Origin of the sequence: Massilia sp. TWP1-3-3 (assembly GCF_049897805.1) — a bacterium.
GTDB lineage: Bacteria > Pseudomonadota > Gammaproteobacteria > Burkholderiales > Burkholderiaceae_D > Telluria_A.
The window spans coordinates 122,812-143,926 of sequence record NZ_JAFCWX010000010.1 but is presented as its reverse complement, the minus strand read 5'-3'; the positions used below and the strand labels follow the sequence as shown (position 1 = coordinate 143,926).

The following is a 21,115-nucleotide window of genomic DNA, read 5'->3' as shown; positions in this document are numbered from 1 at the left end:
CCGCAAAATCTCACCTGCGGCCACATCATCCTCGCGTTTGGAGGACGATGTCGCTGAGGTAGCGTCTGCCCCTGCCGCCATGCTTGGAGTAAACGCGTCACTTCCCGGGCTGGATAACCACCTTGCCCGTCACTTTGCGCGCGGCCATGTCATTTAACGCTGCCGCCGTGTCGGCCAGCGCATAGCGCCCCGAAATGCGCGGCTTGATCTTTCCAGCCGCAAGCCACCCCATCAGTTCGCGCATCGCCGCCAGGTTCGCCTTCGGCTCGCGCTTGGCAAACTCGCCCCAGAACACGCCCATCAAGGACGCGCCCTTGAGCAGCGTCAGGTTCAGCGGCAGCTTGGGAATGTCGCCATTGGCAAACCCCACCACCAGGTAGCGCCCGCGCCAGCCGATCGAGCGAAATGCCGGTTCGGCGTAAATGCCGCCCACCGGATCATAGATCACGTCCGGCCCCTTGCCGCCGGTGGCGGTCTTGATCGCTTCGCGCAAATCCTCGGTGGTGTAATTGATGGTGGCGTCGGCCCCATGCTCGCGGCACACCGCCAGTTTCTCGTCGCTGGACGCGGCGGCAATCACGCGCGCGCCGAGCGCCTTGCCGATCTCGATCGCCGCCAGACCCACGCCGCCGGCCGCGCCCAGCACCAGCATGGTTTCGCCCGCCTTGAGGGCCGCGCGGTCCACCACCGCGTGGTGCGAGGTGCCGTAGGTGAGGGTGATGGCGGCGGCGGTGTCGAAGTCTATTCCCGGCGGCATCGGCATGCAGGCTTGGGCGTTCACCACGATCTGCTGGGCAAACGCGCCCTGGGCGGTAAACGCGATCACCTTGTCGCCCACCTTGAGCTGCTCGACGCCTTCGCCCACGGCGCGCACCACGCCGGACAGCTCGCTGCCCGGCGTGAAGGGCAGCTCGGGCTTGAACTGGTATTTCCCTTGAATAATCAGCACGTCGGGAAAATTCACACCGGCAGCCATCACGTCGAGCGCGACCTGGCCCGGGCCGGGCACAGGATCGGGTAACTCTTGCACCACCAGGGTGTCGGGCAATCCCCATGCATTGCAAACCACGGCTTTCATTGGCGTCTCCAGAAGATGAATTTTTTAAAATAGTACGACCGTTTGATTTTTGATTATGCCTGATTTTTCCACCCGGCGGCAAACCCGGCCGGCCGGGTCGGTTTGTGCCAGCGCAAGGCCATAAATGACGAGCTTGTTAAAGTCGAAGATGCGAGCGCGCCAGTGAGCATTTTGCAAAGGGAGTACGAAATGGCAATCCGTTATGGCTGTTTCTTCAGTTATGCGCACGCCCGTTATGGACTGATGAACAAGTTCAAGGCGGCCTTGGCGGACGCCATCCGCTGCTACCTGGAACCGCATTTTGACAACGAGGACGAGTTGTTCATCGACACCGAACAGCTCGGCGGCGGCGACGATCTTGACCGCAAGATTGCGCGCGCCATGTGCGAAAGCGCCGCCATGATTTTAATTTACACCCCCAAGTACGAAGCGCATGGCTATACCCGGCGCGAGTACCTGGCCATGCAAATGATCGAGCAGGAGCGCGGCCAGTGGTACCCGATGCCGAGCCACCTGACCATCCCCGTCATCATGACGATGCACCCCGGTAAATTGCCGCCGCAAATTACCGATTCAAGCTTGTACGTGGATTTTTCCCGCTTCACCCTGGCCACGCGCGACCTGAAGTCGAATCCGGACTTTATTCCGGACATTAAAAAGATCGTGGAGCGCATTGTGATCCATTATCAGTGCCAAAAAAAATACACGCCGGTGGGCCATGATTGCAACCAATTCGTGCTCCCCGATGTCCCACCTGAGTGGCGTGATTTGCCAGATCTTGCTTTTCCCAAAAAATAAAACAGGAGCACTAATGGAACCCAAACGCATTACATTGCCGCCGATAAGCGCTCCCGGCGACGTGACCACGTTCTACGCTTTCGAGAGCGGAACGGCGCGCAACATCGCGCTGTCGAACACAGCCGTACTGCTGGCGGGGCGCAACAATGCCACCGTCCCCGTGCTGATGATCGATTGGGACACCGAAGCGCCCGGCTTGCATCATCAATTCGGACGGCACGACGAACGCCCCGGCCTGGTCGAGTATTTCGAGGCTTGCCGCGCCCAGCTGGCCGCGCTGGGCAACGCCAGCGATGGCGGCGACGACACGGCGCTGGCGCGCCAGGTGCTGCAAGCGGTCGACTGGGAGCAGTACGTGGAACGGGTCGATGAAAGCCGTCCGCTGTATCTGATGCGCGCCGGCCGCTTTGACGACACTTACGGCGAGCGCGCCGACGGCATGGACTGGGACAGCCTGTTTGCGGCCTGCCCGGCGCTGTTTCGCTGCTTTGGCGCCCACCTCACGCAGCGCTTCCGGCACGTGCTGGTCAACGCGCGCAGCGGGCGCTCCGGCGCCGTCAGCATCTGCACCACGCTGCTGCCCGACAAGCTGGTCGGCCTGTTTTCGCCCAGCCAACTCAGTCTTGACGGGCTGGCCGGCGCCGTCACGCGCGCCATCAACTACCGCTGCAGCCATGAAGAAGAGCAACGTCCGCTGCTGATTTACCCCTTGCCGTCAGCTATCGACAGCACCGACTGCGAGCGCCGCATCCAGTGGCGCCGCGGCAACCCGGCAAACGGTGTTCCCGGCTACCAGCCCGTGCTTGAGAAACTGCTGCGCCAGTGTTACCGCTTGTCCCGCTTGTCGCTGGAGAGCTATTTTAATGAAGTGCAGTTGCAACAAACCCATGCCACGGTCGGCGGCGACACCTTTCCCGGCATCAGCGCGCGCGACGCCGACCGTTTTTCGCTCGCGCGCACCTTCAATGCGCTGCTCGAGTGGCTGGCCGACGGCAACTTTCCCTGGCAATCGATAGCGGAAGTGCACCTGGCCGCAGCCGTGGGCAGCAGTCGCGCCCTGGCGGCCGACGGCGGCGCCGACGTCACGCTGCCGCTGGCGCGCGACCTGAACCGCCTGGGTGAACTGTATCGGGAGCAGGGCAGGAGCGATCAAGCCATCGCCTGCTTCCAAGAAAGCATGGACTTGCGCCAGCGCGTGCTGGGCGATACGCACCGCGATACCCGGGTGAGCCGCGCAAACCTGGCCGCGCTGCTGCGCGACTGCGGCCGCTTGCCCGACGCTAGCTTTCTGCACGAAAAGCTGTACGAAGATTGCCACCGCCTGCTCGGCGCCGACCATCCCGACACGCTGTCCACGCGCGGCGCCCTGGCCATCACCCTCGCTTCGCTGGGCGAATACGAACGCGCGCTGGCGCTGCACGAACAGGTCAACGACGCCTGTGAAAAACAGTTCGGCCCCACCAGCACCATGACGCTTGACAGCCTGGCCGGCCAGGCCCGCACCTATGCCATGCAGGGTAATTTTTCGCGCGCGCGCATGGTCTACGAGCGGGTCCTGGAAGGGCGCCAACGGCTGCTGGGCGACGAGCATCATGACACCTTGCAGTGCGCCGAGCAACACGCCGCCATGTTGCTCGACCGCGGTCACCTGAGCCATGCGTGCAAGCTGCAGCAATACGTGCTGGCCGCACGCGAGCGGCACCTGGGCGACGACCATCCGCACACGCTGGCCGCGCGCGCCCAATTGGCCGAAATTCTCGCCGCCCAGGGCGATATCCACGGCGTGCGGCGCGTGGTCGAGGCGCTGGTCGCCGGGCGCGAGCGCAGCCTGGGCGACGAGCATCCCGACACGCTGTCAAGCCAGAGCAGGCTGGCCGCCATGCTCAGCCAACAGGGCGACCTGGACGATGCGTGCCGACTCCAGCAGCACGTCGTCAACATGACAGAACGGGTGCATGGTTCCGACGACGAGCGTACGCTTGACAGCAAAAAGGCGCTGGCAGTGACGCTGTCGCTCCAGGGTCACAGTCTGGATGCGCGCAAGCTTGAGGAAACGGTGCTGCAGGGCAGTGCGCGCCGGCTCAATCAGCGCGCCTTGCCGTCCGGCCAGCACGAGCCGCATGCCGGCGTCATCGGCTTGCGCGCGGGATTTTTCGACGAGCGTGACGCGCGCGACCGGGTCGGCGGGTGCGAAACGCTGGGCCACGCGCTTGCCCAGCTCCAGCAACTGATCGACAACCGCAGCGAGCGCGAGGCGCGCGAATTGGCCGACAGCTTGCGCAAATCGGTGTTGCGCCCAGGCGCCACCACCGAACTGCGGCGCAAGGGCGTGGCGCTGATCAAGCAGGTGTACAACAATGACAAGGATGCCTTGCTGTCGTTTACACAAGACGAAGTATCATCTTTGCAAGAAGAATTGAAGGAGGCGACGGCGGGCGGCCAGTGAGCACGCATGAGCAAAGTGCTTGAAGAAAATCTTATGCTGGGGACGAGCGATGCTACCGTTGCTTCAGGTAAAATCGTCACATGAGAATTCTTATCAGTAATGACGACGGCTATCTGGCCCCGGGACTGGCGGCCTTGGCCGACGCACTGGCATCGATTGCCGACATCGTCGTCGTAGCGCCCGACAGCAACCGTTCGGGCGCGTCCAATTCCCTGTCGCTGGACCGGCCGCTGTCGGTCCAGCAAGCGGCCAACGGTTTTTATTTCGTCAACGGCACGCCGACCGATTGCGTGCACGTCGCGCTCACCGGCATGCTCGACTACCGGCCCGACATGGTGGTGTCGGGCATTAACAACGGTCAGAACATGGGTGACGACACGCTCTATTCAGGCACGGTCGCCGCCGCCACCGAGGCGTATCTGTTTGGTATCCCTGCGATTGCATTCTCGCAAGTGGCGCACGGCTGGGAACATGTGGACGCCGCCGCCCGCCTGGCGCGCGACATCGTGCTGCGCCGTTTCGACGAATTGCCGTCGCCCTATCTGCTCAACGTAAACATTCCCAACTTGCCTTACGAAGCGCTGGGCAAGCTGCGCGCCACGCGCCTGGGACGGCGCCACCAGGCAGAACCGGTGATCCGCGCGCAAGACCCGCGCGGGCGCGACATCTTTTGGATCGGCCCGCCCGGCGCTTGCCTCGACGCCGGCGAAGGCACCGACTTCCACGCCACCGCCAAGGGCGAAGTGTCGATCACCCCGCTGCAGATCGACCTGACCCACAAGACGCAGCTCACGCTGTTGGAGCGGGGCTTGCAATGAAGGACAAGCGCAGCACGTTTCCGCTTCCGCTCTCGTCGGTGACGGGCGGCGCGACCGGCAAGGCAGGGCAGGCCAGCGCGTATGCGCCGACCAGGGTAGCCACGCCGCAGACGGCAACGCGCAACGCGGCCCTTCCCGGCGCCGCAAAAACCTATGTCTCGCCGGTCCAGCACGCCTCGCACTCCAAGTCGCACGCCGAGTTGCTGGCGCGCCACCAGCCGGTGCCGATGCAGGCGCCACGCGCCGACATGATGGTGTCGGACGCGATCCGGCGCGCCATGGTGCAGCGCGTGGCCAAGCAGGGCGTGCAGGACCAGATGGTGCTCGGCGCGCTCGAAGCGGTGCTGCGCCACCGCTTCATCGACGAGGCGCTCTCGGCCCAGGCTTATATTGACGCCTCGCTGCCGATCGGGCATAGCCAGACGATCTCGCAGCCTTATATCGTCGCCCGCATGATCGAAGTGATGCGCAACGGCGCCAAGCTCCACCGCGTGCTCGAGATCGGCACCGGCTGCGGCTACCAGGCCGCGGTGCTCTCGTGCCTGGCGCAGGACGTATATTCAATCGAGCGCATCAAGCCACTGCACGAGCTGGCCAAGACCAATTTGCGGCCCATGCGCATCCCCAATCTGCGCTTGCACTACGGAGATGGTATGCTTGGCCTTCCGCAAGCCGCCCCCTTTGATGGCATTATCCTGGCTGCGGCCGGTCTCGAGGTGCCCCAGGCGCTGCTGGAACAGCTCTCCATTGGTGGCCGGCTGGTCGCCCCGGTTGGCGCGCGTGTCCAGCATCTGCAGCTGATTGTGCGCACCGGCAAGTCCGAATGGACGAGCGAAACGCTGGAGGGCTGCCACTTCGTCCCCCTGTGTGCCGGCACCGCGTAAAGTCGCGCCAGGATTGTCGACCTACATACAATGAGAATGAAACGAACAAGCCAAGTCACCCTGCTGCTGATCACTAGCCTGCTGGGCGCCTGTACCAGCAACCTGCGCCAAGCCCCCGTCGTCGAACGCCCGCTCAAGCTGCGCCCGGTCGTCCCGGTCGCCACCGAACAACCCAAGGACGAGCGCGGCTTTTATACCGTCAAGCGCGGCGACACGCTGCTGCGCATTGCCCTCGACTATGGGCAACATTACCGCGACCTGGTCACCTGGAACAAGCTGGCCGACCCGAACGATATCAAGGTCGACCAGGTGCTGCGCGTGGCGCCCCCCGACAACGTGGCGGGCGTGCAGACCATGCCCGTGACCGCGCCGCCGCCGTCCGAGCCTCGCACGGTGCAGCCGCCAGTGCCCAGAAAGACCAGCCCCAAAGGGGACAAGCGGGCCTACTCCGACGCCGCGCTGGCCGAGCTGCGCGGCGATGGACCTGCGCGCCTCGAGCCAAAAACAGCCGACGCCAAAGATGCGCCGGACGTCCCGGCGCGCGTGCCGGTGGCCGTGCCGAGCACCGGCGTGGCGCCGGGCAGCGTGGTCAGCGCCACCGAGGACGACAAGCTGAGCTGGATGTGGCCGTCCGACGGCAAAGTCGTCGCCACCTTCGACGAAGGAAAAAACAAGGGCATCGACATTGCCGGGCGCGCTGGACAGCAAGTGCTGGCGGCGGGCACGGGAAAAGTCATGTACGCGGGCAGTGGCATCCGCGGTTATGGTAATCTGGTGATCGTAAAGCACAGCAATAGCCTGTTGTCGGCGTATGCCCACAACCGCAGCATCGTGGTCAAGGAAGGCCAGAATGTCAGCCGGGGCCAGGTGATCGCGGAAATGGGCGATTCGGACGCCGACTCGGTTAAACTGCACTTTGAAATACGCCAGCAGGGCAAACCCGTCGATCCGTCGAGGTTTTTGCCGAAACGCTAGATCAGCCGGGTTGCAGTTCGCCCGGCGCACGGGGTTGCCCATGACACAGTCGCACCAGCTCGATGACGAGACCGCTTCGGAAGACTTTCCCGACGAGCCGATGGACGACGCGGTGATCGAAGCGGACGCGCCCGATGGCGCCACTGACGCCGCCGACGCCACTGTCCACCCGGTGCTCGCCAGCGTCGACGAGCTGAAAAAAGTGCTGGCCGCAGAACTGTCGACCGACACCACCCAGCATTACCTGAACCAGATCGGCACCCGCGCGCTGCTGACCGCGCCCCAGGAAGTGCACTTTGCCACACTGGCCAAAAACGGGGACTTTTCCGCGCGCCAGACCATGATCGAGCATAACCTGCGCCTGGTGGTGTCGATTGCGAAACACTACATCAACCGCGGCGTGGTTCTGCTGGACATGATCGAGGAGGGCAACATTGGCCTGATGCGGGCGATCGACAAGTTCGAGCCGGAACGCGGCTTTCGCTTTTCCACCTACGCCACCTGGTGGATTCGCCAGAGCATCGAGCGCGCCATCATGAACCAGGCGCGAACGGTGCGCCTGCCGGTGCACATGGTGCGCGAACTGAACCAGATCCTGCGCGCCAAATACCATCTGGAAGCGCAGCACCATGACGGCAAGGATGCCTGCGCCGAAGACATCGCGCACCTGGTCGGGCGCCCGGTCGAAGAAGTGCAGGATATTCTGGCGCTGTCCGAACACGCGACCTCGCTCGACGCGCCGCTCGACAACGACCCGCAGTCGAGCCTGATGGACATGCTGCCGGGCGACAGCGAGGACGGCCCCGATGCGCGCGCCGAACACCACGAAATGACGCTCCTGGTGCGCGACTGGCTCACCAAGCTGCCCGACAAGCAACGCGTGGTCGTCATGCGCCGCTTCGGACTCGACAACGACGACCCGGCCACCCTTGAAACCCTGGCCGAAGAAATGGGCGTCACGCGCGAGCGGGTGCGCCAGATCCAGCAGGAAGCGCTCGTCAAGCTCAAGCGGGCCATGGCTGCCCGTGGCGTCGGCAGGGATTCGCTGTTATGATTCGCGCGGGCTAAAACGCTGCGCGGCTCCTCTTCTTTCCCTTTTTTGACCCTGTTCACACGCTTCGCGCGTGTTTTTGGCACGACACCATGCTCGACATCAAACCGCCCGACATCACGTCGCTCGACATCAAATCGCTTGATATGGACGCCCGCGGCGTCGGCCACCTCGCCAATGAGGACGGCTCGCCGGGCAAGGTGATCTTCGTCGAAGGCGCCTTGCCGGGCGAAAAAGTCTCCTACCTCACATTCAAGAAAAAGAAAAACTGGGAAGCGGCGCGCATGACGGTGCTGCACAAGGCTTCGCCCATGCGCGTGACGCCTTACTGCCAGCATTTCGACTACTGCGGCGGCTGCTCCATGCAGCACCTGGAGCCGGGCGCGCAGGTGGCGATGAAGCAGCGGGTGCTGGAAGACAATCTGTGGCACATCAGCCGTGTCAAGGCGGAAAACATCATGCGCCCCATGTACGGGCCGACCTGGGGCTACCGCTACCGCGCGCGCCTGTCGGTGCGGCACGTGGTCAAGAAAGGCACCGTGCTCGTCGGCTTTCACGAGAAGCGTTCGGCCTTTGTTGCCGACATTACCGACTGCAAGATCTTGCCGCCGCACGTGGCCGCGATGCTGGTGCCGCTGCGCGGCTTGATCGGCGCGCTGAGCATCTACGACCAGATGCCGCAGATTGAAGTGGCGATCGGCGAAGAAGTCACCGCCATGGTGCTGCGCATCATGGCGCCGTTGACGGCGGCCGACGAAACGCTGTTGAAAGCCTTTGCCGACCAGTGGAACATTCAGTGGTGGCTGCAGACCAAGGGCCCGGAAACGGCCGCGCCGTTCTATCCGCTGGACAAGGAGCTGTACTACACGCTGCCCGAGTTCAACGTCAAGATGCCGTTCAAGCCGGTCGATTTTACCCAGGTCAACCACATGATCAACCGGGTGCTGGTGCACAAGGCGCTCAATTTGCTCGACGTGCAGCCGCAAGAGCGCGTGGCCGACCTGTTCTGCGGCCTGGGCAACTTCACCTTGCCGCTGGCAACCCTGTGCCGCGAAGTGGTCGGCATCGAAGGCAGCACCACGCTGACCGAACGCGCCTTGTCGAACGCCAAGGCCAACGGCTTGTCGGACAAGACCACCTTTTCGACCCGCAACCTGTTTGACGTCACAACCGATGACCTGGTCGCGCTCGGTGCCTTTGACCGCATGCTGATCGACCCGCCGCGCGACGGCGCCATGGCTTTGTCGCAGGCGCTGGCCGGCCTGCGCGCCAGCCACCCGGACATGCTGCCCAAGCGCATCGTGTATGTCTCGTGCAGCCCGTCCACGCTGGCGCGCGACGCCGGCATCCTGACGCACGACGCTGGTTATGTGCTAAAAAAGGCGGGCGTCGTCAATATGTTCCCGCACACATCGCACGTGGAATCGATGGCGGTGTTCGACCTGGCCCTCTGAGATGACGCTCGGCCCGTTCTCGTTTTCGGCAGGCTTGCTCGCAAGTTTTGTTGCCATCCTGGCGGTCCTGCTGGTCGGCAACCGGGTGGCGCGTGCGCGGGCCCTGGATGTCGACAATGCGCTGTGGCTCGTCATCGCCGTCGCGCTGCTTGCCGCCAGGCTGGTCTTCGTCGCGCGCCATGCAACGCTGTACGCGGCGGCGCCCCTTGGCATTCTGGACATTCGCGATGGCGGTTTCACGCTGCTGGCCGGGGTCTGTGCAGGCTTCGCGACAGCCGCATTGCTCGGCTGGCGGCAACGGCAACAACGCCTGCCGTTGCTGTCTGGCGCTGGCGCGGGCGGCGCTGTTTTTGCGCTCGCCGCACTGCTTGCACTGGCCGCGCCCGGCGCACCGGTGCAACTGCCGGCGATGCATCTGGCGCGCCTTGAAGGCGGCACGTTGTCGCTGCCGGCGCTGGCCGGCAGACCGGTTGTGCTCAACCTGTGGGCCAGCTGGTGCGGGCCATGCCGGCGCGAAATGCCAGTCTTGCGCCAGGCCCAGCTCGCGCATCCGGAAGTGACCTTCATCTTCGTCAACCAGGGCGAAACGCCCTCTGCGATTACCGCCTACCTGAACGGGCAGGGCATCGCGCTCCAGAACGTCGTGCTCGACGCGCGCCCTGGCCTGGGGCGCGTGCTCGATGCCAGGGCGCTTCCGACGACCTTTTTTTTCGATAGCAAGGGTTTGCTGATTGAGCGCCGCGTTGGCGAATTGTCGGCCGCCACGCTCAACGAGCGCCTGCAGGTACAGAGGTAAGCCAAAGCGGTAAGCTAAAGCGCGGCCGGCGATCCGATATTTTGTGTCCTGGGTCGTGCCGCTTGTGCGATACTTGCAAATTATGCAACTTATGCAACTTACGCAACTTACGCAACTTACGCAACTTAGGCAACTTGCGCAACAGGAGATCGCCAATGCTCAAACAACTGTACAGTGCGCGTCCGACAAACACCGTGCACGGTATCGATATCGTGCGTATCGGTGTTGCCCTGATCATTCTGATGCATCCCCTGCACGGTTTTCTTCACCCTGCCGATATACCGGCTTTTGGCGGCTTTCTCGAGTCCCTTGGGTACCCTTTCGGCACGCCGCTGGCGTGGTCGGTGCTGATCATCCAGACCCTGTGCAGCCTTGCGCTGATCTGCAAGCGCTTTGTCGTTCCCGCGTGCATCGGCCACAGCATCGTGGTGACCTTCGGCCTGATCCATTTCCACGCCCCCAACGGCTGGTTCGTCGTCGGCGGCGGCACCGGCGGCATGGAGTGGCCTGTCATCCTGTTGTTTAGCCTGATCGGCGTGCTGTGGTCGTACTGGCCAAGGACGCAGGCTGCGTGAGCGAGCATCCGCTGCGAGATTTCACTTCCTGACAGGACCATTTTGACAACCGACATCCACATCCGGCGCTGCACCAGCGCCGACGCCGCAGCGCTGGCCCTGGTCGGCCAGTGCACCTTCCTGGACACCTACGCCGACGTTTTGCCGGGCTCCGCCATCATTGCCCACTGCAGCAAGGCGCACTCGCTCGAGCTCTATAAGGAGTGGCTGGCCAATCCGGCTTTCCAGCATTGGCTGGCTGAAGTGCCCGGCGGGGCGCCGGTCGGCTTCATGGTGGTCGCGCCGCCCGACTTGCCGCTGCCCGGCGTATCGAACCGGGATGCGGAAATCAAGCGCGTCTACGTGCTGAGCAAATTTCAGGGTGGCGGCGTGGGCAAGCGTTTCATCGAGGAAGCCGTCCGCCATGCGGCTGAACGGGAGGCGAATCGGCTGCTGCTGGGCGTCTACGCCCACAACCTGGCCGCCATCGGTTTTTATGAGCGCAGCGGTTTTTCCAAGGTCGGCACCCGCACCTTCCACGTAGGCGGCAAGGACTTCGACGACTTCATCATGGGCAGGCAGCTCTGATGCGCCCCGGCCGCGCCGTCCTGGTGACGGTTGCCATCATCTGGGCCGGTGGCATCGCATGCCTGGCCTTGGTCGCGCAGCCGCTGGTCACGCCAATTGCCTTGCCAACTGCCCTGGCAAGTGCGCAGGTGGCGCCAGCCAGGCTCGAAGAGCACGTCAAGAAGCTATCGGTCGATTTTTACCCGCGCAGCGCCGATCAGTTCGAGAAGCTGGAACAGGCCGCGCATTACATTTCGGCGCAACTTGCAGCCTCGGGCGCGAAGGTCTTGGTTCAGGAAGTAACGGTCCAGGAAACGAAGTACAAGAACATCATTGCCCGTTTTGGCCCGGAGCAGGGGCCTTTGCTGGTCGTTGGCGCCCACTACGACAGCCATGGCGAGGCCAGCGCCGGGGCCGTCACCCTTGCCACCCATACGCCCGGCGCGGACGACAATGCCAGCGGCGTTGCCGGCCTGATTGAACTGGCGCATTTGCTGGGCCGCAGCCGGCAGTCGCGCCGCATCGAGCTGCTTGCCTATACCACGGAAGAGCCGCCGCACTACCGCAGCGAGCACATGGGCAGCGTGTGGCATGCCCGCTCGCTGGCAGCGGCCAAGGTGGACGTGCAACTGATGCTATCGCTGGAAATGATCGGCTACTTCAGCGATGCGCCGGCGAGCCAGTCTTATTTTATTCCGGCGATGAAACACCTGTACTCCGACCGCGGTGACTTTATCGCTGTCGTGGGCAAGTTTGGCGGCTTTGGCGCCACGCGCAAGGTCAAGGCATTGATGGCTGGCGCGAGTGACTTGCCGGTATTGTCGATCAACGCGCCGCGCGCGCTGCAAGGCGTCGATTTTTCGGACCACCGCAGTTACTGGAATGCGGGCATGCCGGCGCTGATGGTGACCGATACGGCCTTCCTGCGCAACCCCAACTACCACGGCGCGGGCGACACCTATGAAAAACTCGACTACAAGCGCATGGCCAAGGTGGTCCAGGGTGTGTATGCGGTCACCCAACGTTATTCATCCCCATCTTATTGACCCACATTGCGAAGGGCAGTGACCATGTTACAGTGTGCAGCCATATTGCTCGCCGCCCTCGCACTGGCGCATTCTTACCTGGGCGAGCGTTACTTGTTGATGCGCTTGTTCCGGCGCAGCGAGCACTTGCCGCCATTGCTGGGCGGGACGGATTTTACGAAAAACACGCTGCGTTTCGTGTGGCACCTGGTCACCGTCCTGGCGCTCGGTTTCGCGCTGGTGCTGGTGCACATCGCCGACCACCGGGATGGTCCGGCCATCGCGCGGCTGATCGGGGTGTTGCTGCTCGTCTCAGGAGCGCTGCCGCTGGTCATTACCCGCGCGCGCCATTTGTCCTGGGTGGTCCTGTTTGCCGCCGGCGCACTGTGCCTGGCCTGGGCCGCTCTCTGACGTACATGCCAATGGAGTCAACGATGAATCATGCAATCAAGTGCAAGTGCGGCAAGTTCAGCGCGCAATTGGGACATGCCGAAAAAAGTACGCACATCACCTGCTACTGCAAGGATTGCCGCGCATTTGCCCACTACCTGGGCCGGGCGGACGACATGCTCGACGCGCAGGGCGGATCAAGCATCATCGTCACCCATCCGCGCGAGATTACGCTGACCGGCGGCGCGCAGGAAATTGCCTGCATGTCCTTGTCGCAGGCGGGCATGCTGCGCTGGTACGCGCGTTGCTGCAATACGCCCATTGGCAATACCTCGCGCAATCACAAGCTCGCCTATGTCGGCCTGTCGGCGGCCTGTCTGGCGGACCCGGGCGGCATCGAGCGTGACTTCGGTCCCGTACGCATGCGTTCGGTTACCGAGAGCGCCAAGGGCCCGGTTGCCCCGTCCGGCATCAAGGCGCTGCCGGTTCTGTTCGGCTTTGCCGCCGCGCTGCTTGGCGCCCGCCTGAGCGGCAGCTATGCACGCAATCCTTTCTTCAAACCTGGCACGGGCGAGCCGCTGACCGCGCCCACAGTGCTGGACAAAGAGGCGCGCGAACGCCTCAGTGCGCTCGACTGACCGGGCTGGAAAAAACCAGCCAATTTGCCTATCTGTCCAAGGCTTGATGCTTGTCATTAGGAAATATCCGCGCTGCCATAAACTTTTGAGAATCTTACTCAGAGGAAAAACTATGGTACCGCTTGACAAGCATTTGGCGCCCCCAGCCATCCCCCAGCCTGAAGAAACTGCGCCGCAACGCAGTCCATGGCCTTTCGTCGTCATGGCCATGCTCGTGTTCTGCTGCCTGATGTGCGTGCTGTTCCTGGACATCCGCATCGCCTCGCTGCTGTGCATGGCCGGCTGCGCCGTAGTCCGCTATCTGGGCGCGAGCGCGGAAGACGATGGCGACATGTGATTGCGGGGCAGAATGCCGAAACCGCCGCGCCCATGAAAAAGCCGACCCGCAGGTCGGCTTTTTGTTTCTCCGGCAACGACTAGTTGCGCTGAACCCCGCTTAGTTGCGCGAGCCGCCCAGGCCGAGCAAGCTCAGCAAGTGCGAAAAGATCAGGTAGACGTCCAAATACAGGGCAGTGGCGGCACTGATGTAATTGGTTTCGCCGCCCGTGACGATTTTTTGCACGTCATACAGGATGTAGGCCGAGAAGATGAGCACTGCGAGCGCCGAGATCACGATCATCAACAGCGGCATCTGGAAGATCATGCCGACGAAGGAAGTGATGATCAGGCCGATCACGCCGGCGAACAGCCACGTGCCCATGCCCGAAAAGTCACGCTTGCTGACGGTGGCGATGGTGGCCATCACGGTCAGGATGGTGGCGGTGCCGCCGAAGGCGAGCATGATCAGCGTGCCGCCATTGGAAAAGCCCAGCGTGCGCGTGAGCAGCGGCGTGAGCCAGATGCCCATGAAGAACGTAAAGCCGAGCATGACGAACACGCCGGCTGCCGATTCCTTGGTTTTTTCAATCGCGTACATGAAGCCCCAGGCCACGGCCAGGAACACGACAAAGCCGAAAATCCCGCGCGGAACCGGAATATGGAACGATACGCCGAGTACGGCGCCGAGCACCGTTGGAATCATGGACAGCGCCAGCAGCCAATAGGTATTGCGCAGCACGCGCTGGCGGGTGTCGTCGGCCGGGATCGCCGGGACGTACTGTTTATCGAAACTGACTGACATAATGTGCCTCCGTAAGTGAAAAACGATGATGCTATGGTAAAGAATAGCACAGCGGCGAAAAAGAGCGCAGAATTGCTGATGACGCCAACGCTTTGCTGGCGCCACTCTATCACTTCCCCCGGCGGCCCGTGCAATATCCGTCAGATGGGGTGTTATATGGTAAAATCAAAGGTTGATTGAGTCTTACACTCGACATTAAACCTTTCTTTTTATTGGAGTTTTTACAAATGGCAATCGAACGCACCCTGTCGATCATCAAACCAGACGCAGTTGCAAAAAACGTCATCGGCCAAATTTACAGCCGCTTCGAAGGCGCTGGCCTGAAAGTCGTCGCCGCCCGCATGACCCAACTGTCGCGCGAACAGGCTGAAGGCTTCTACGCCGCCCACAAAGAGCGCGGTTTCTTCAAGGATCTGGTTGACTTCATGGTCTCCGGCCCCGTCATGATCCAGGCCCTGGAAGGCGAAAACGCGGTCCTGGCCCACCGTGACCTGATGGGTGCAACCGATCCGAAGAAGGCAGAAAAAGGCACCATCCGCGCCGACTTCGCCGATTCCATCGATGCCAACGCCGTGCACGGATCGGACGCTGTCGACGCTGCAAAGGCAGAAATCGCTTACTTCTTCCCAGAGATGAAGTAATCAGCAACAAGGTGAGGGCGCTTGACTTTGGCGCCCCTCACTGCCGCCGTTGCCTGCGCTATCGCGCCGGAACGGCTTTTTTGGAATACTGAATATGACCACGCTCACCAACCTGCTGGACTTCGATCCCGCGCAACTCGTCGCTTATTGCGCCGACTTGGGTGAGAAGCCTTTCCGCGCCAAACAATTGCAGCGCTGGATCCACCAGTTCGGCGCCAGCGACTTCGATTCCATGACCGACCTGGCCAAGTCGCTGCGCGACAAGCTGGCCACGCGCGCCGAAGTGCGCGCCCCGGCCATTGTCAGCGACAATACCTCGCTTGACGGCACGCGCAAGTGGCTGGTCGACGTGGGCAACGGCAACGCCGTCGAAACCGTGTTCATCCCGGAAGAAAACCGCGGCACGCTGTGCATTTCCACCCAGGCCGGCTGCGCCGTCAACTGCCGCTTTTGCTCGACCGGCAAGCAGGGCTTCAACCGCAACCTGTCGGTGTCTGAAATCATCGGGCAGCTGTGGATGGCCGAATTCGAACTGCGCCGCACCAAGGGCATCGAACCCGGCCCCAAGGGCGAGCGCCAGATCACCAACGTCGTCATGATGGGCATGGGCGAGCCGCTGCTCAATTTCGAGCCGACCGTCACCGCCCTCAAGCTCATGCTCGACGACAACGCTTACGGCTTGTCGCGCCGCCGCGTCACGCTCTCGACCTCGGGCGTGGTGCCCATGATCGACAAGCTGTCCCAGGAAGTGCCGGTCGCGCTGGCGGTCTCGCTGCACGCCTCGAACGACGCGCTGCGCGACTCCCTGGTGCCGCTGAATAAAAAATACCCGCTGCGCGAACTGATGGCAGCCTGCAAGCGCTACCTTGAATTCGCCCCGCGCGACTTCATCACGTTTGAATACTGCATGCTCGACGGCGTCAACGACAGCGACGACAATGCGCGCGAACTGGTGGCGCTGGTGCTCGACCGCCAGGTGGGCGTCTCGTGCAAGTTCAACCTGATTCCATTCAATCCGTTTCCGGAGTCTGGCCTGTTGCGTTCCAAGAATCCGCGCATCAAGGCTTTTGCCCAGATCCTGATGGACGCCGGCATCGTCACGACCATTCGCAAGACCAGGGGCGACGATATCGACGCCGCATGCGGCCAGCTGGCCGGTGAAGTACAAGACCGCACTCGGGTGCAGGAGCGTATGGAAAAAATGGCCGAATACCAGAAAAAATTTGGCGCCGACTTCGGGCGCATCGTGGAGATTCCTTCTTGAACCGCGCCGGAGTAGTTGATGGCATGCCACGCCTGGCGCTGTTCGTGCTGGCGGTGGCGCTGGCTGGCTGCGCTTCCAAGTCGGGCTCGAGCGGCAGCACGGCCGAGCTCAAGACGGCGTCCGACCTGACCTCGACCGACAAGCGCGCCAATATCCGCCTGCAACTGGCCGTCGGTTACTACCAGGGCGGCAATTACGAAGTCGCGCTCGACGAAATCAAGCAGGCGCTGATGGCTGACCCGGAACTGTCCGACGCCTACAGCGTGCGCGCTCTGATTTACACGGCGATGGGCGAAACAGCCCTGGCCGAAGAAAACTACCAGCGCGCAATGCGCCTGGCGCCAGGCAACGCCGACCTGAACAACAACTATGGCTCCTTTTTGTGCCAGACCGGGCGCTTTGCGCCGGCCATGGCGCAATTCGATATCGCGCTCAAGAATCCCAAGTATGCCTCGCCCGTCAAGGCGATGGCCAATGCCGGCGGCTGCGCCCTGAAAATGAAGCAGTACGACGTGGCCGAGCGCTATTTCACCAGCGCGCTGCGGCTGGACCCTGATTTTCCCACCGTCCAGGCAGGCCTGGCGCGGGTGGCCTACCAGCGGCGCGACTATGCGCGCGCCGGATTTTATTTGAACATGCTCAAGGCGCAGACCAAGCCTGAGGCAATGAGCGCCGACGTGCTGTGGCTGGCGATCCGGATCGAGCGCAAGCTCGGCGAAGCAGACAATGTGACGAGCCTGGGAACGCAATTGCGGCGCCGTCACGCCAGCTCGCCCGAGTTCGCCGCCTTCCAGCGTGGTGCCTTTGATGAGTGAGACAGGGAACATGATGAGTGCAGAACGGGTCGATCCGCCGGTGCCGGATAACGGTGGCATTCCAGGCAAAACCCTTGCAGCGCAGCGCGAAGCGATGGGCTGGACGGTGGAGCAGGTAGCAGATCAGTTAAAACTGGCGGTGCGCCAGGTGCAGGCGCTCGAGCAGGGCGACTACGCCAATTTGCCTCCGCCAGCCGTGGTGCGCGGCTTCGTGCGCGCCTATGCCAAGGTCGTCAAGCTTGACCCCGTCCCGCTGGTGGCGCAGATCGCGCAGGCCAGCCCGGCGCCGGACACCTCGCCGTCCGTCATCCGGCGCGACAAGCCGGCCTCGTTTTCGCAGACGCGCTTTCCCAGCAATGGCAAGCGCACCAGCAAGTTGCCACTCGGCCTGATCGGCGGCGCTGTGCTGGTGATTGCCGCCGCCGCTGCCGCGTGGCAATTTGGCTTGGTGCCCGGCAGCCTGTTCGGCGCCGCCGCGCCGGGCGCGGCGAGCAACACCACGCCGGCCGACGCCACCGTGACGGTGCTGCCGTCGCCCGCCTCGGGCCAGGCTCTGCCCAGCGGCGCCGACGCGCCAACCGACGCCAAACCCGTTGACGCTCATCCTCCGGTGATCAACAATGCCGTCCCGCTCATCTCGGTGCCTCCGGTCACCACGCCGGGCGCGGCGAGCGTGACGGCCAATACCCCGGCCGGCGTGGCGCCGCCTGTCGCCGCCACCACTGCCGGCGCGGCGCCCGCTGCGGCAGGTGCACCAGGTTCGCCCAATGCGCTGATCTTGAGCGTGCGCGAAGATTCATGGGTCGAAGTGCGGCCCCTGAAAAAAGGCCCGGTCCTGTTTTCGCGCATGGTCAAGGGCGGCACCATTGAAACCGTCACCGTGGGCGAGCCGGCCATGCTTATTGTTGGCAAACCGAGCGCGGTCGATGCCACCTTGCGCGGCGTCGCCGTACCCCTGCCGGCAACGCCGGGCGGGCGCGTTGCGCGCGTCAAACTCCAGTAACAGGTTCTTGCTTATGGTATCCGTGTCTTCTTTAAATATGGCCATTCCTGCCGGTCCGCTGGCGCGCCGCGCCAGCCGCAGCGTGCTGGTTGCGCACGGCGAGCGCAAGGTGTGGGTGGGCGGCGACGCCCCGATTGTGATCCAGTCGATGACCAATACCGACACGGCCGACGTGATCGGCACCGCGATCCAGGTCAAGGAGCTGGCCCGGGCCGGCTCCGAGATGGTGCGCATCACGGTTGACCGTCCGGAAGCGGCGCAAGCCGTGCCGCTGATCCGCGAACAGCTCGATAAGATGGAAATCGACGTGCCGCTGGTGGGCGACTTCCATTACAACGGCCACACGCTGCTGCGCGACTATCCCGAGTGCGCGCGCGCGCTGTCGAAGTACCGCATCAATCCAGGCAACGTGGGGCAGGGCGCCAAGCGCGACACCCAGTTTGCGCAAATGATCGAACTGGCCGCGCAGTACGACAAGCCGGTGCGCATTGGCGTGAACTGGGGCAGCCTGGACCAGTCGCTGCTGGCGCGCATCATGGATGAAAACGCCGGCCGCGCGCAGCCATGGAGTGCGCAGGCGGTGATGTACGAAGCCTTGATCACGTCCGCCATCGAGAATGCCGTGCGCGCCGAAGAAATTGGCCTGGCGCGCGACAAGATCATTTTGTCGTGCAAAGTGTCGGGCGTACAAGACCTGATCGCCGTGTACCGCGAACTGGCGCGCCGCTGCGACTACCCATTGCACCTTGGTCTGACCGAGGCCGGCATGGGCAGCAAGGGCATTGTCGCCTCGACGGCGGCGCTGTCGGTGCTGCTGCAAGAAGGCATTGGCGACACGATCCGCATTTCGCTCACGCCGGAACCGGGGGGCGACCGCACGCGCGAAGTGATCGTCGGCCAGGAGATTTTGCAGACCATGGGTTTGCGCAAGTTCGCGCCCATGGTGATTGCCTGCCCGGGCTGCGGTCGCACCACGTCGACCACGTTCCAGGAATTGGCCGACAACATCCAGACCTATCTGCGCGAGCAGATGCCTGAATGGAAAAAGGCGTATCCGGGCGTGGAGGGGATGAATGTGGCCGTGATGGGTTGCATCGTCAACGGTCCGGGAGAGTCAAAACACGCCAACATCGGCATCAGTTTGCCGGGCACGGGCGAGTCGCCCGCGGCGCCCGTGTTTGTCGATGGCCAGAAGGTCGTCACGCTGCGCGGCGAGCGCATCGTGGAAGAATTCCAGGCGATCGTGCTGAAGTACGTGCAAACCAATTACGGTAAAGAAGAAGTTGCTGTTGCAGACTCGAGTTAGCCACAGCACATCGTCCTCGCGCACGCGGGGATCCATGGAACTTTGGCTCAGAGCAACGGTTCTCTGGGTCCCCGCGTTCGCGAGGACGATGTGTCTACACGAAGATAATGATGTCCGAAAATAAAAAACCTGAAAAGATCACCCACGTCAAAGGCATGAACGACATCCTGCCGGCCGAAGCGCCACTGTGGGAGTTGTTTGAAAACACCGTGCACTCGGTCTTGAAAAGCTACGGCTTCCAAAAGATCGTCACGCCGATCGTCGAAGACACGGCGCTGTTCAAGCGCGCCATCGGCGCGGTGACCGACATCGTCGAAAAGGAAATGTATTCCTTCACCGACGCCATGAACGGCGACGCCCTCACACTGCGCCCCGAAGGCACGGCCGGCGTGGTGCGCTCGGTCATCGAGCACAACCTGGCCTACGACGGCCCCAAGCGCGTCTGGTACAAGGGTCCGATGTTCCGCCACGAAAAGATGCAGGCGGGCCGCTACCGCCAGTTCTTCCAGGTGGGCGCCGAGGCGATCGGCTTTGCCGGTCCCGACATCGACGCCGAAATGATCATGCTGTGCCGCCGCCTGTGGGATGACCTGGGCCTGGAAAACATCCGCCTCGAACTGAACTCGATCGGCGACGCGCCCGAGCGCCACCGCCACCGCGCCGACCTGATCGCGTACTTCGAAGCGCACATCGACCAGCTCGACCTTGAGGCCAAGAATCGCTTGCACGCCAATCCGCTGCGCATCCTCGACACCAAGAACCCTGCCATGCAGGAGCTGGTGAACAATGCGCCCAAGCTGCTCGACTACCTCGAAGCCGAATCGATCGCCCACTTCGACGGCGTCAAGCGCATCCTCGACCATAACAACATTCCGTACACGGTCAACCCGCGCTTGGTGCGCGGGCTGGACTACTACAACCGCACCGTGTTCGAATGGGTTACCGACCAGCTGGGCGCGCAGGGCACGGTGTGCGCGGGCGGGCGCTACGATCCTTTGATCGAATCGTTCGGCGGCAAGAGTACGCCCGCGGTCGGTTTTGCCATGGGCATCGAGCGCCTGATCATGCTGATGAAAAGCGCCGGCGAGATGGCCGATCCGGGCGTATGCGACGTGTATATGGTGCACCAGGGCGAAGCGGCGCAGATGCAAGCCTTTGTGCTGGCCGAGAGAATTCGCGATGCCGGTCTCGATGTTGTGCTACATTGCGCGGCTGCGAGCGGTCCGGGAAGCTTCAAGAACCAGATGAAAAAGGCCGACGGCAGCGGCGCCGCCTTTGCCGTGATCCTGGGCGACGATGAAATCGCCAACGCCACCGCGGTGGTGAAAGCGATGCGCGAAGTTGACAAGGACAAGCAGCAAGCGAGCGTGCCGTTCGATGAAGTGGTCGACTACCTCGTGGACCAGATCGTCGGTGGCCACGACCATGATCACGACCACGTGCACTATCACCACTAAGCCAAGCTCGCTAAGCTTTGACCCACCCACTTAAC

The 21,115-nt window shown here is 62.9% G+C and carries 22 protein-coding genes; 20 read left to right on the top strand and 2 right to left on the bottom strand.

What is annotated here, in order from left to right; genetic code table 11:
• Window positions 1-97: 97 nt before the first annotated feature.
• The gene (locus ACP7D4_RS12510; protein WP_426209365.1) at window positions 98-1,078 is read right to left on the bottom strand and encodes an NADPH:quinone oxidoreductase family protein; all 981 of its coding nucleotides are present in this window, start codon (window positions 1,076-1,078) and stop codon (window positions 98-100) included.
• A 189-nt stretch (window positions 1,079-1,267) separates the two neighbouring features.
• Between ACP7D4_RS12510 and ACP7D4_RS12505 the strand changes: the two genes are divergently transcribed.
• The 14 genes from ACP7D4_RS12505 (at window position 1,268) to ACP7D4_RS12440 (ending at window position 13,811) form a co-directional block, all read left to right on the top strand.
• Window positions 1,268-1,876, top strand: coding sequence for a toll/interleukin-1 receptor domain-containing protein (locus ACP7D4_RS12505; RefSeq protein ID WP_426102458.1), 609 nt, complete (start codon window positions 1,268-1,270; stop codon window positions 1,874-1,876).
• Between the two features lie 13 nt (window positions 1,877-1,889).
• Entirely contained in the window at window positions 1,890-4,322 is a 2,433-nt protein-coding gene (locus tag ACP7D4_RS12500) for a tetratricopeptide repeat protein (RefSeq protein ID WP_426209364.1), read from the top strand.
• Between the two features lie 80 nt (window positions 4,323-4,402).
• Entirely contained in the window at window positions 4,403-5,140 is a 738-nt protein-coding gene (gene surE / locus ACP7D4_RS12495) for a 5'/3'-nucleotidase SurE (RefSeq protein WP_426102462.1), read from the top strand.
• Window positions 5,137-6,024 (top strand): protein-L-isoaspartate(D-aspartate) O-methyltransferase, encoded by an 888-nt coding sequence (locus tag ACP7D4_RS12490; protein WP_426102464.1) that lies wholly within the window; start codon window positions 5,137-5,139, stop codon window positions 6,022-6,024. The genes surE and ACP7D4_RS12490 overlap by 4 nt, the downstream gene beginning before the upstream one ends.
• A 36-nt stretch (window positions 6,025-6,060) precedes the next feature.
• On the top strand, window positions 6,061-6,999 hold the full coding sequence (locus ACP7D4_RS12485) for a peptidoglycan DD-metalloendopeptidase family protein (protein ID WP_426209362.1): 939 nt from the start codon (window positions 6,061-6,063) through the stop codon (window positions 6,997-6,999).
• 40 nt (window positions 7,000-7,039) lie between these two features.
• Entirely contained in the window at window positions 7,040-8,053 is a 1,014-nt protein-coding gene (gene rpoS / locus ACP7D4_RS12480) for an RNA polymerase sigma factor RpoS (protein WP_426102468.1), read from the top strand.
• Window positions 8,054-8,142: 89 nt separating this feature from the next.
• On the top strand, window positions 8,143-9,504 hold the full coding sequence (gene rlmD, locus ACP7D4_RS12475; protein ID WP_426102470.1) for a 23S rRNA (uracil(1939)-C(5))-methyltransferase RlmD: 1,362 nt from the start codon (window positions 8,143-8,145) through the stop codon (window positions 9,502-9,504).
• A gap of 1 nt (window position 9,505) precedes the next feature.
• Window positions 9,506-10,300 (top strand): prolipoprotein diacylglyceryl transferase family protein, encoded by a 795-nt coding sequence (locus ACP7D4_RS12470; RefSeq protein WP_426209360.1) that lies wholly within the window; start codon window positions 9,506-9,508, stop codon window positions 10,298-10,300.
• Between the two features lie 155 nt (window positions 10,301-10,455).
• On the top strand, window positions 10,456-10,875 hold the full coding sequence (locus tag ACP7D4_RS12465; protein ID WP_426102474.1) for a DoxX family protein: 420 nt from the start codon (window positions 10,456-10,458) through the stop codon (window positions 10,873-10,875).
• A gap of 42 nt (window positions 10,876-10,917) precedes the next feature.
• Window positions 10,918-11,442 (top strand): GNAT family N-acetyltransferase, encoded by a 525-nt coding sequence (locus ACP7D4_RS12460; RefSeq protein WP_426102476.1) that lies wholly within the window; start codon window positions 10,918-10,920, stop codon window positions 11,440-11,442.
• A complete protein-coding gene (locus tag ACP7D4_RS12455) occupies window positions 11,442-12,467 on the top strand; it encodes a M28 family peptidase (protein ID WP_426209358.1) in 1,026 nt (341 codons plus the stop codon). Before ACP7D4_RS12460 ends, ACP7D4_RS12455 begins: the two co-directional genes overlap by 1 nt.
• A gap of 24 nt (window positions 12,468-12,491) precedes the next feature.
• Entirely contained in the window at window positions 12,492-12,857 is a 366-nt protein-coding gene (locus tag ACP7D4_RS12450; RefSeq protein WP_426102480.1) for a hypothetical protein, read from the top strand.
• 23 nt (window positions 12,858-12,880) lie between these two features.
• The gene (locus ACP7D4_RS12445) at window positions 12,881-13,474 is read left to right on the top strand and encodes a DUF6151 family protein (protein ID WP_426209356.1); all 594 of its coding nucleotides are present in this window, start codon (window positions 12,881-12,883) and stop codon (window positions 13,472-13,474) included.
• A gap of 112 nt (window positions 13,475-13,586) precedes the next feature.
• Window positions 13,587-13,811, top strand: coding sequence for a hypothetical protein (locus ACP7D4_RS12440; RefSeq protein ID WP_426209354.1), 225 nt, complete (start codon window positions 13,587-13,589; stop codon window positions 13,809-13,811).
• A 99-nt stretch (window positions 13,812-13,910) separates the two neighbouring features.
• Here ACP7D4_RS12440 and ACP7D4_RS12435 read toward each other — a convergent pair whose 3' ends face one another.
• A complete protein-coding gene (locus ACP7D4_RS12435) occupies window positions 13,911-14,594 on the bottom strand; it encodes a Bax inhibitor-1 family protein (protein ID WP_426209352.1) in 684 nt (227 codons plus the stop codon).
• A 227-nt stretch (window positions 14,595-14,821) separates the two neighbouring features.
• Here ACP7D4_RS12435 and ndk point away from each other — a divergent pair, with 227 nt between their 5' ends.
• The 6 genes from ndk (at window position 14,822) to hisS (ending at window position 21,080) form a co-directional block, all read left to right on the top strand.
• Window positions 14,822-15,235: a nucleoside-diphosphate kinase gene (gene ndk, locus ACP7D4_RS12430; protein WP_426102488.1), complete on the top strand. Its 414-nt coding sequence runs from the start codon at window positions 14,822-14,824 to the stop codon at window positions 15,233-15,235.
• Window positions 15,236-15,329: 94 nt separating this feature from the next.
• Window positions 15,330-16,499 carry a 23S rRNA (adenine(2503)-C(2))-methyltransferase RlmN gene (gene rlmN, locus ACP7D4_RS12425; protein ID WP_426209350.1) on the top strand — a complete coding sequence of 390 codons (1,170 nt, stop codon included), beginning with the start codon at window positions 15,330-15,332 and terminating at the stop codon, window positions 16,497-16,499.
• Window positions 16,496-17,314: a type IV pilus biogenesis/stability protein PilW gene (pilW, locus tag ACP7D4_RS12420; protein WP_426209349.1), complete on the top strand. Its 819-nt coding sequence runs from the start codon at window positions 16,496-16,498 to the stop codon at window positions 17,312-17,314. The genes rlmN and pilW overlap by 4 nt, the downstream gene beginning before the upstream one ends.
• Before the next feature lie 13 nt (window positions 17,315-17,327).
• Window positions 17,328-18,317 (top strand): RodZ domain-containing protein, encoded by a 990-nt coding sequence (locus ACP7D4_RS12415; RefSeq protein ID WP_426209347.1) that lies wholly within the window; start codon window positions 17,328-17,330, stop codon window positions 18,315-18,317.
• Between the two features lie 13 nt (window positions 18,318-18,330).
• Window positions 18,331-19,623, top strand: a complete 1,293-nt coding sequence (gene ispG, locus ACP7D4_RS12410) for a flavodoxin-dependent (E)-4-hydroxy-3-methylbut-2-enyl-diphosphate synthase (RefSeq protein WP_426102495.1) — start codon at window positions 18,331-18,333, stop codon at window positions 19,621-19,623.
• 110 nt (window positions 19,624-19,733) lie between these two features.
• The gene (gene hisS / locus ACP7D4_RS12405; RefSeq protein WP_426209345.1) at window positions 19,734-21,080 is read left to right on the top strand and encodes a histidine--tRNA ligase; all 1,347 of its coding nucleotides are present in this window, start codon (window positions 19,734-19,736) and stop codon (window positions 21,078-21,080) included.
• Window positions 21,081-21,115: the final 35 nt, after the last annotated feature.

Excerpts from the sequence above, each read along its gene's own strand:
- rlmN (WP_426209350.1), top strand. The coding sequence starts at position 15,330 with ATGACCACGCTCACCAACCTGCTGGACTTCGATCCCGCGCAACTCGTC.
- ACP7D4_RS12440 (WP_426209354.1), top strand. The coding sequence starts at position 13,587 with ATGGTACCGCTTGACAAGCATTTGGCGCCCCCAGCCATCCCCCAGCCT.
- ispG (WP_426102495.1), top strand. The coding sequence starts at position 18,331 with ATGGTATCCGTGTCTTCTTTAAATATGGCCATTCCTGCCGGTCCGCTG.
- ACP7D4_RS12450 (WP_426102480.1), top strand. The coding sequence starts at position 12,492 with ATGTTACAGTGTGCAGCCATATTGCTCGCCGCCCTCGCACTGGCGCAT.
- hisS (WP_426209345.1), top strand. The coding sequence starts at position 19,734 with ATGTCCGAAAATAAAAAACCTGAAAAGATCACCCACGTCAAAGGCATG.
- ndk (WP_426102488.1), top strand. The coding sequence starts at position 14,822 with ATGGCAATCGAACGCACCCTGTCGATCATCAAACCAGACGCAGTTGCA.
- surE (WP_426102462.1), top strand. The coding sequence starts at position 4,403 with ATGAGAATTCTTATCAGTAATGACGACGGCTATCTGGCCCCGGGACTG.
- ACP7D4_RS12510 (WP_426209365.1), bottom strand. The coding sequence starts at position 1,078 with ATGAAAGCCGTGGTTTGCAATGCATGGGGATTGCCCGACACCCTGGTG.
- ACP7D4_RS12435 (WP_426209352.1), bottom strand. The coding sequence starts at position 14,594 with ATGTCAGTCAGTTTCGATAAACAGTACGTCCCGGCGATCCCGGCCGAC.
- ACP7D4_RS12415 (WP_426209347.1), top strand. The coding sequence starts at position 17,328 with ATGAGTGCAGAACGGGTCGATCCGCCGGTGCCGGATAACGGTGGCATT.
- ACP7D4_RS12490 (WP_426102464.1), top strand. The coding sequence starts at position 5,137 with ATGAAGGACAAGCGCAGCACGTTTCCGCTTCCGCTCTCGTCGGTGACG.
- ACP7D4_RS12505 (WP_426102458.1), top strand. The coding sequence starts at position 1,268 with ATGGCAATCCGTTATGGCTGTTTCTTCAGTTATGCGCACGCCCGTTAT.
- ACP7D4_RS12465 (WP_426102474.1), top strand. The coding sequence starts at position 10,456 with ATGCTCAAACAACTGTACAGTGCGCGTCCGACAAACACCGTGCACGGT.
- ACP7D4_RS12445 (WP_426209356.1), top strand. The coding sequence starts at position 12,881 with ATGAATCATGCAATCAAGTGCAAGTGCGGCAAGTTCAGCGCGCAATTG.
- ACP7D4_RS12500 (WP_426209364.1), top strand. The coding sequence starts at position 1,890 with ATGGAACCCAAACGCATTACATTGCCGCCGATAAGCGCTCCCGGCGAC.
- rpoS (WP_426102468.1), top strand. The coding sequence starts at position 7,040 with ATGACACAGTCGCACCAGCTCGATGACGAGACCGCTTCGGAAGACTTT.
- ACP7D4_RS12455 (WP_426209358.1), top strand. The coding sequence starts at position 11,442 with ATGCGCCCCGGCCGCGCCGTCCTGGTGACGGTTGCCATCATCTGGGCC.
- rlmD (WP_426102470.1), top strand. The coding sequence starts at position 8,143 with ATGCTCGACATCAAACCGCCCGACATCACGTCGCTCGACATCAAATCG.
- ACP7D4_RS12470 (WP_426209360.1), top strand. The coding sequence starts at position 9,506 with ATGACGCTCGGCCCGTTCTCGTTTTCGGCAGGCTTGCTCGCAAGTTTT.
- ACP7D4_RS12485 (WP_426209362.1), top strand. The coding sequence starts at position 6,061 with ATGAAACGAACAAGCCAAGTCACCCTGCTGCTGATCACTAGCCTGCTG.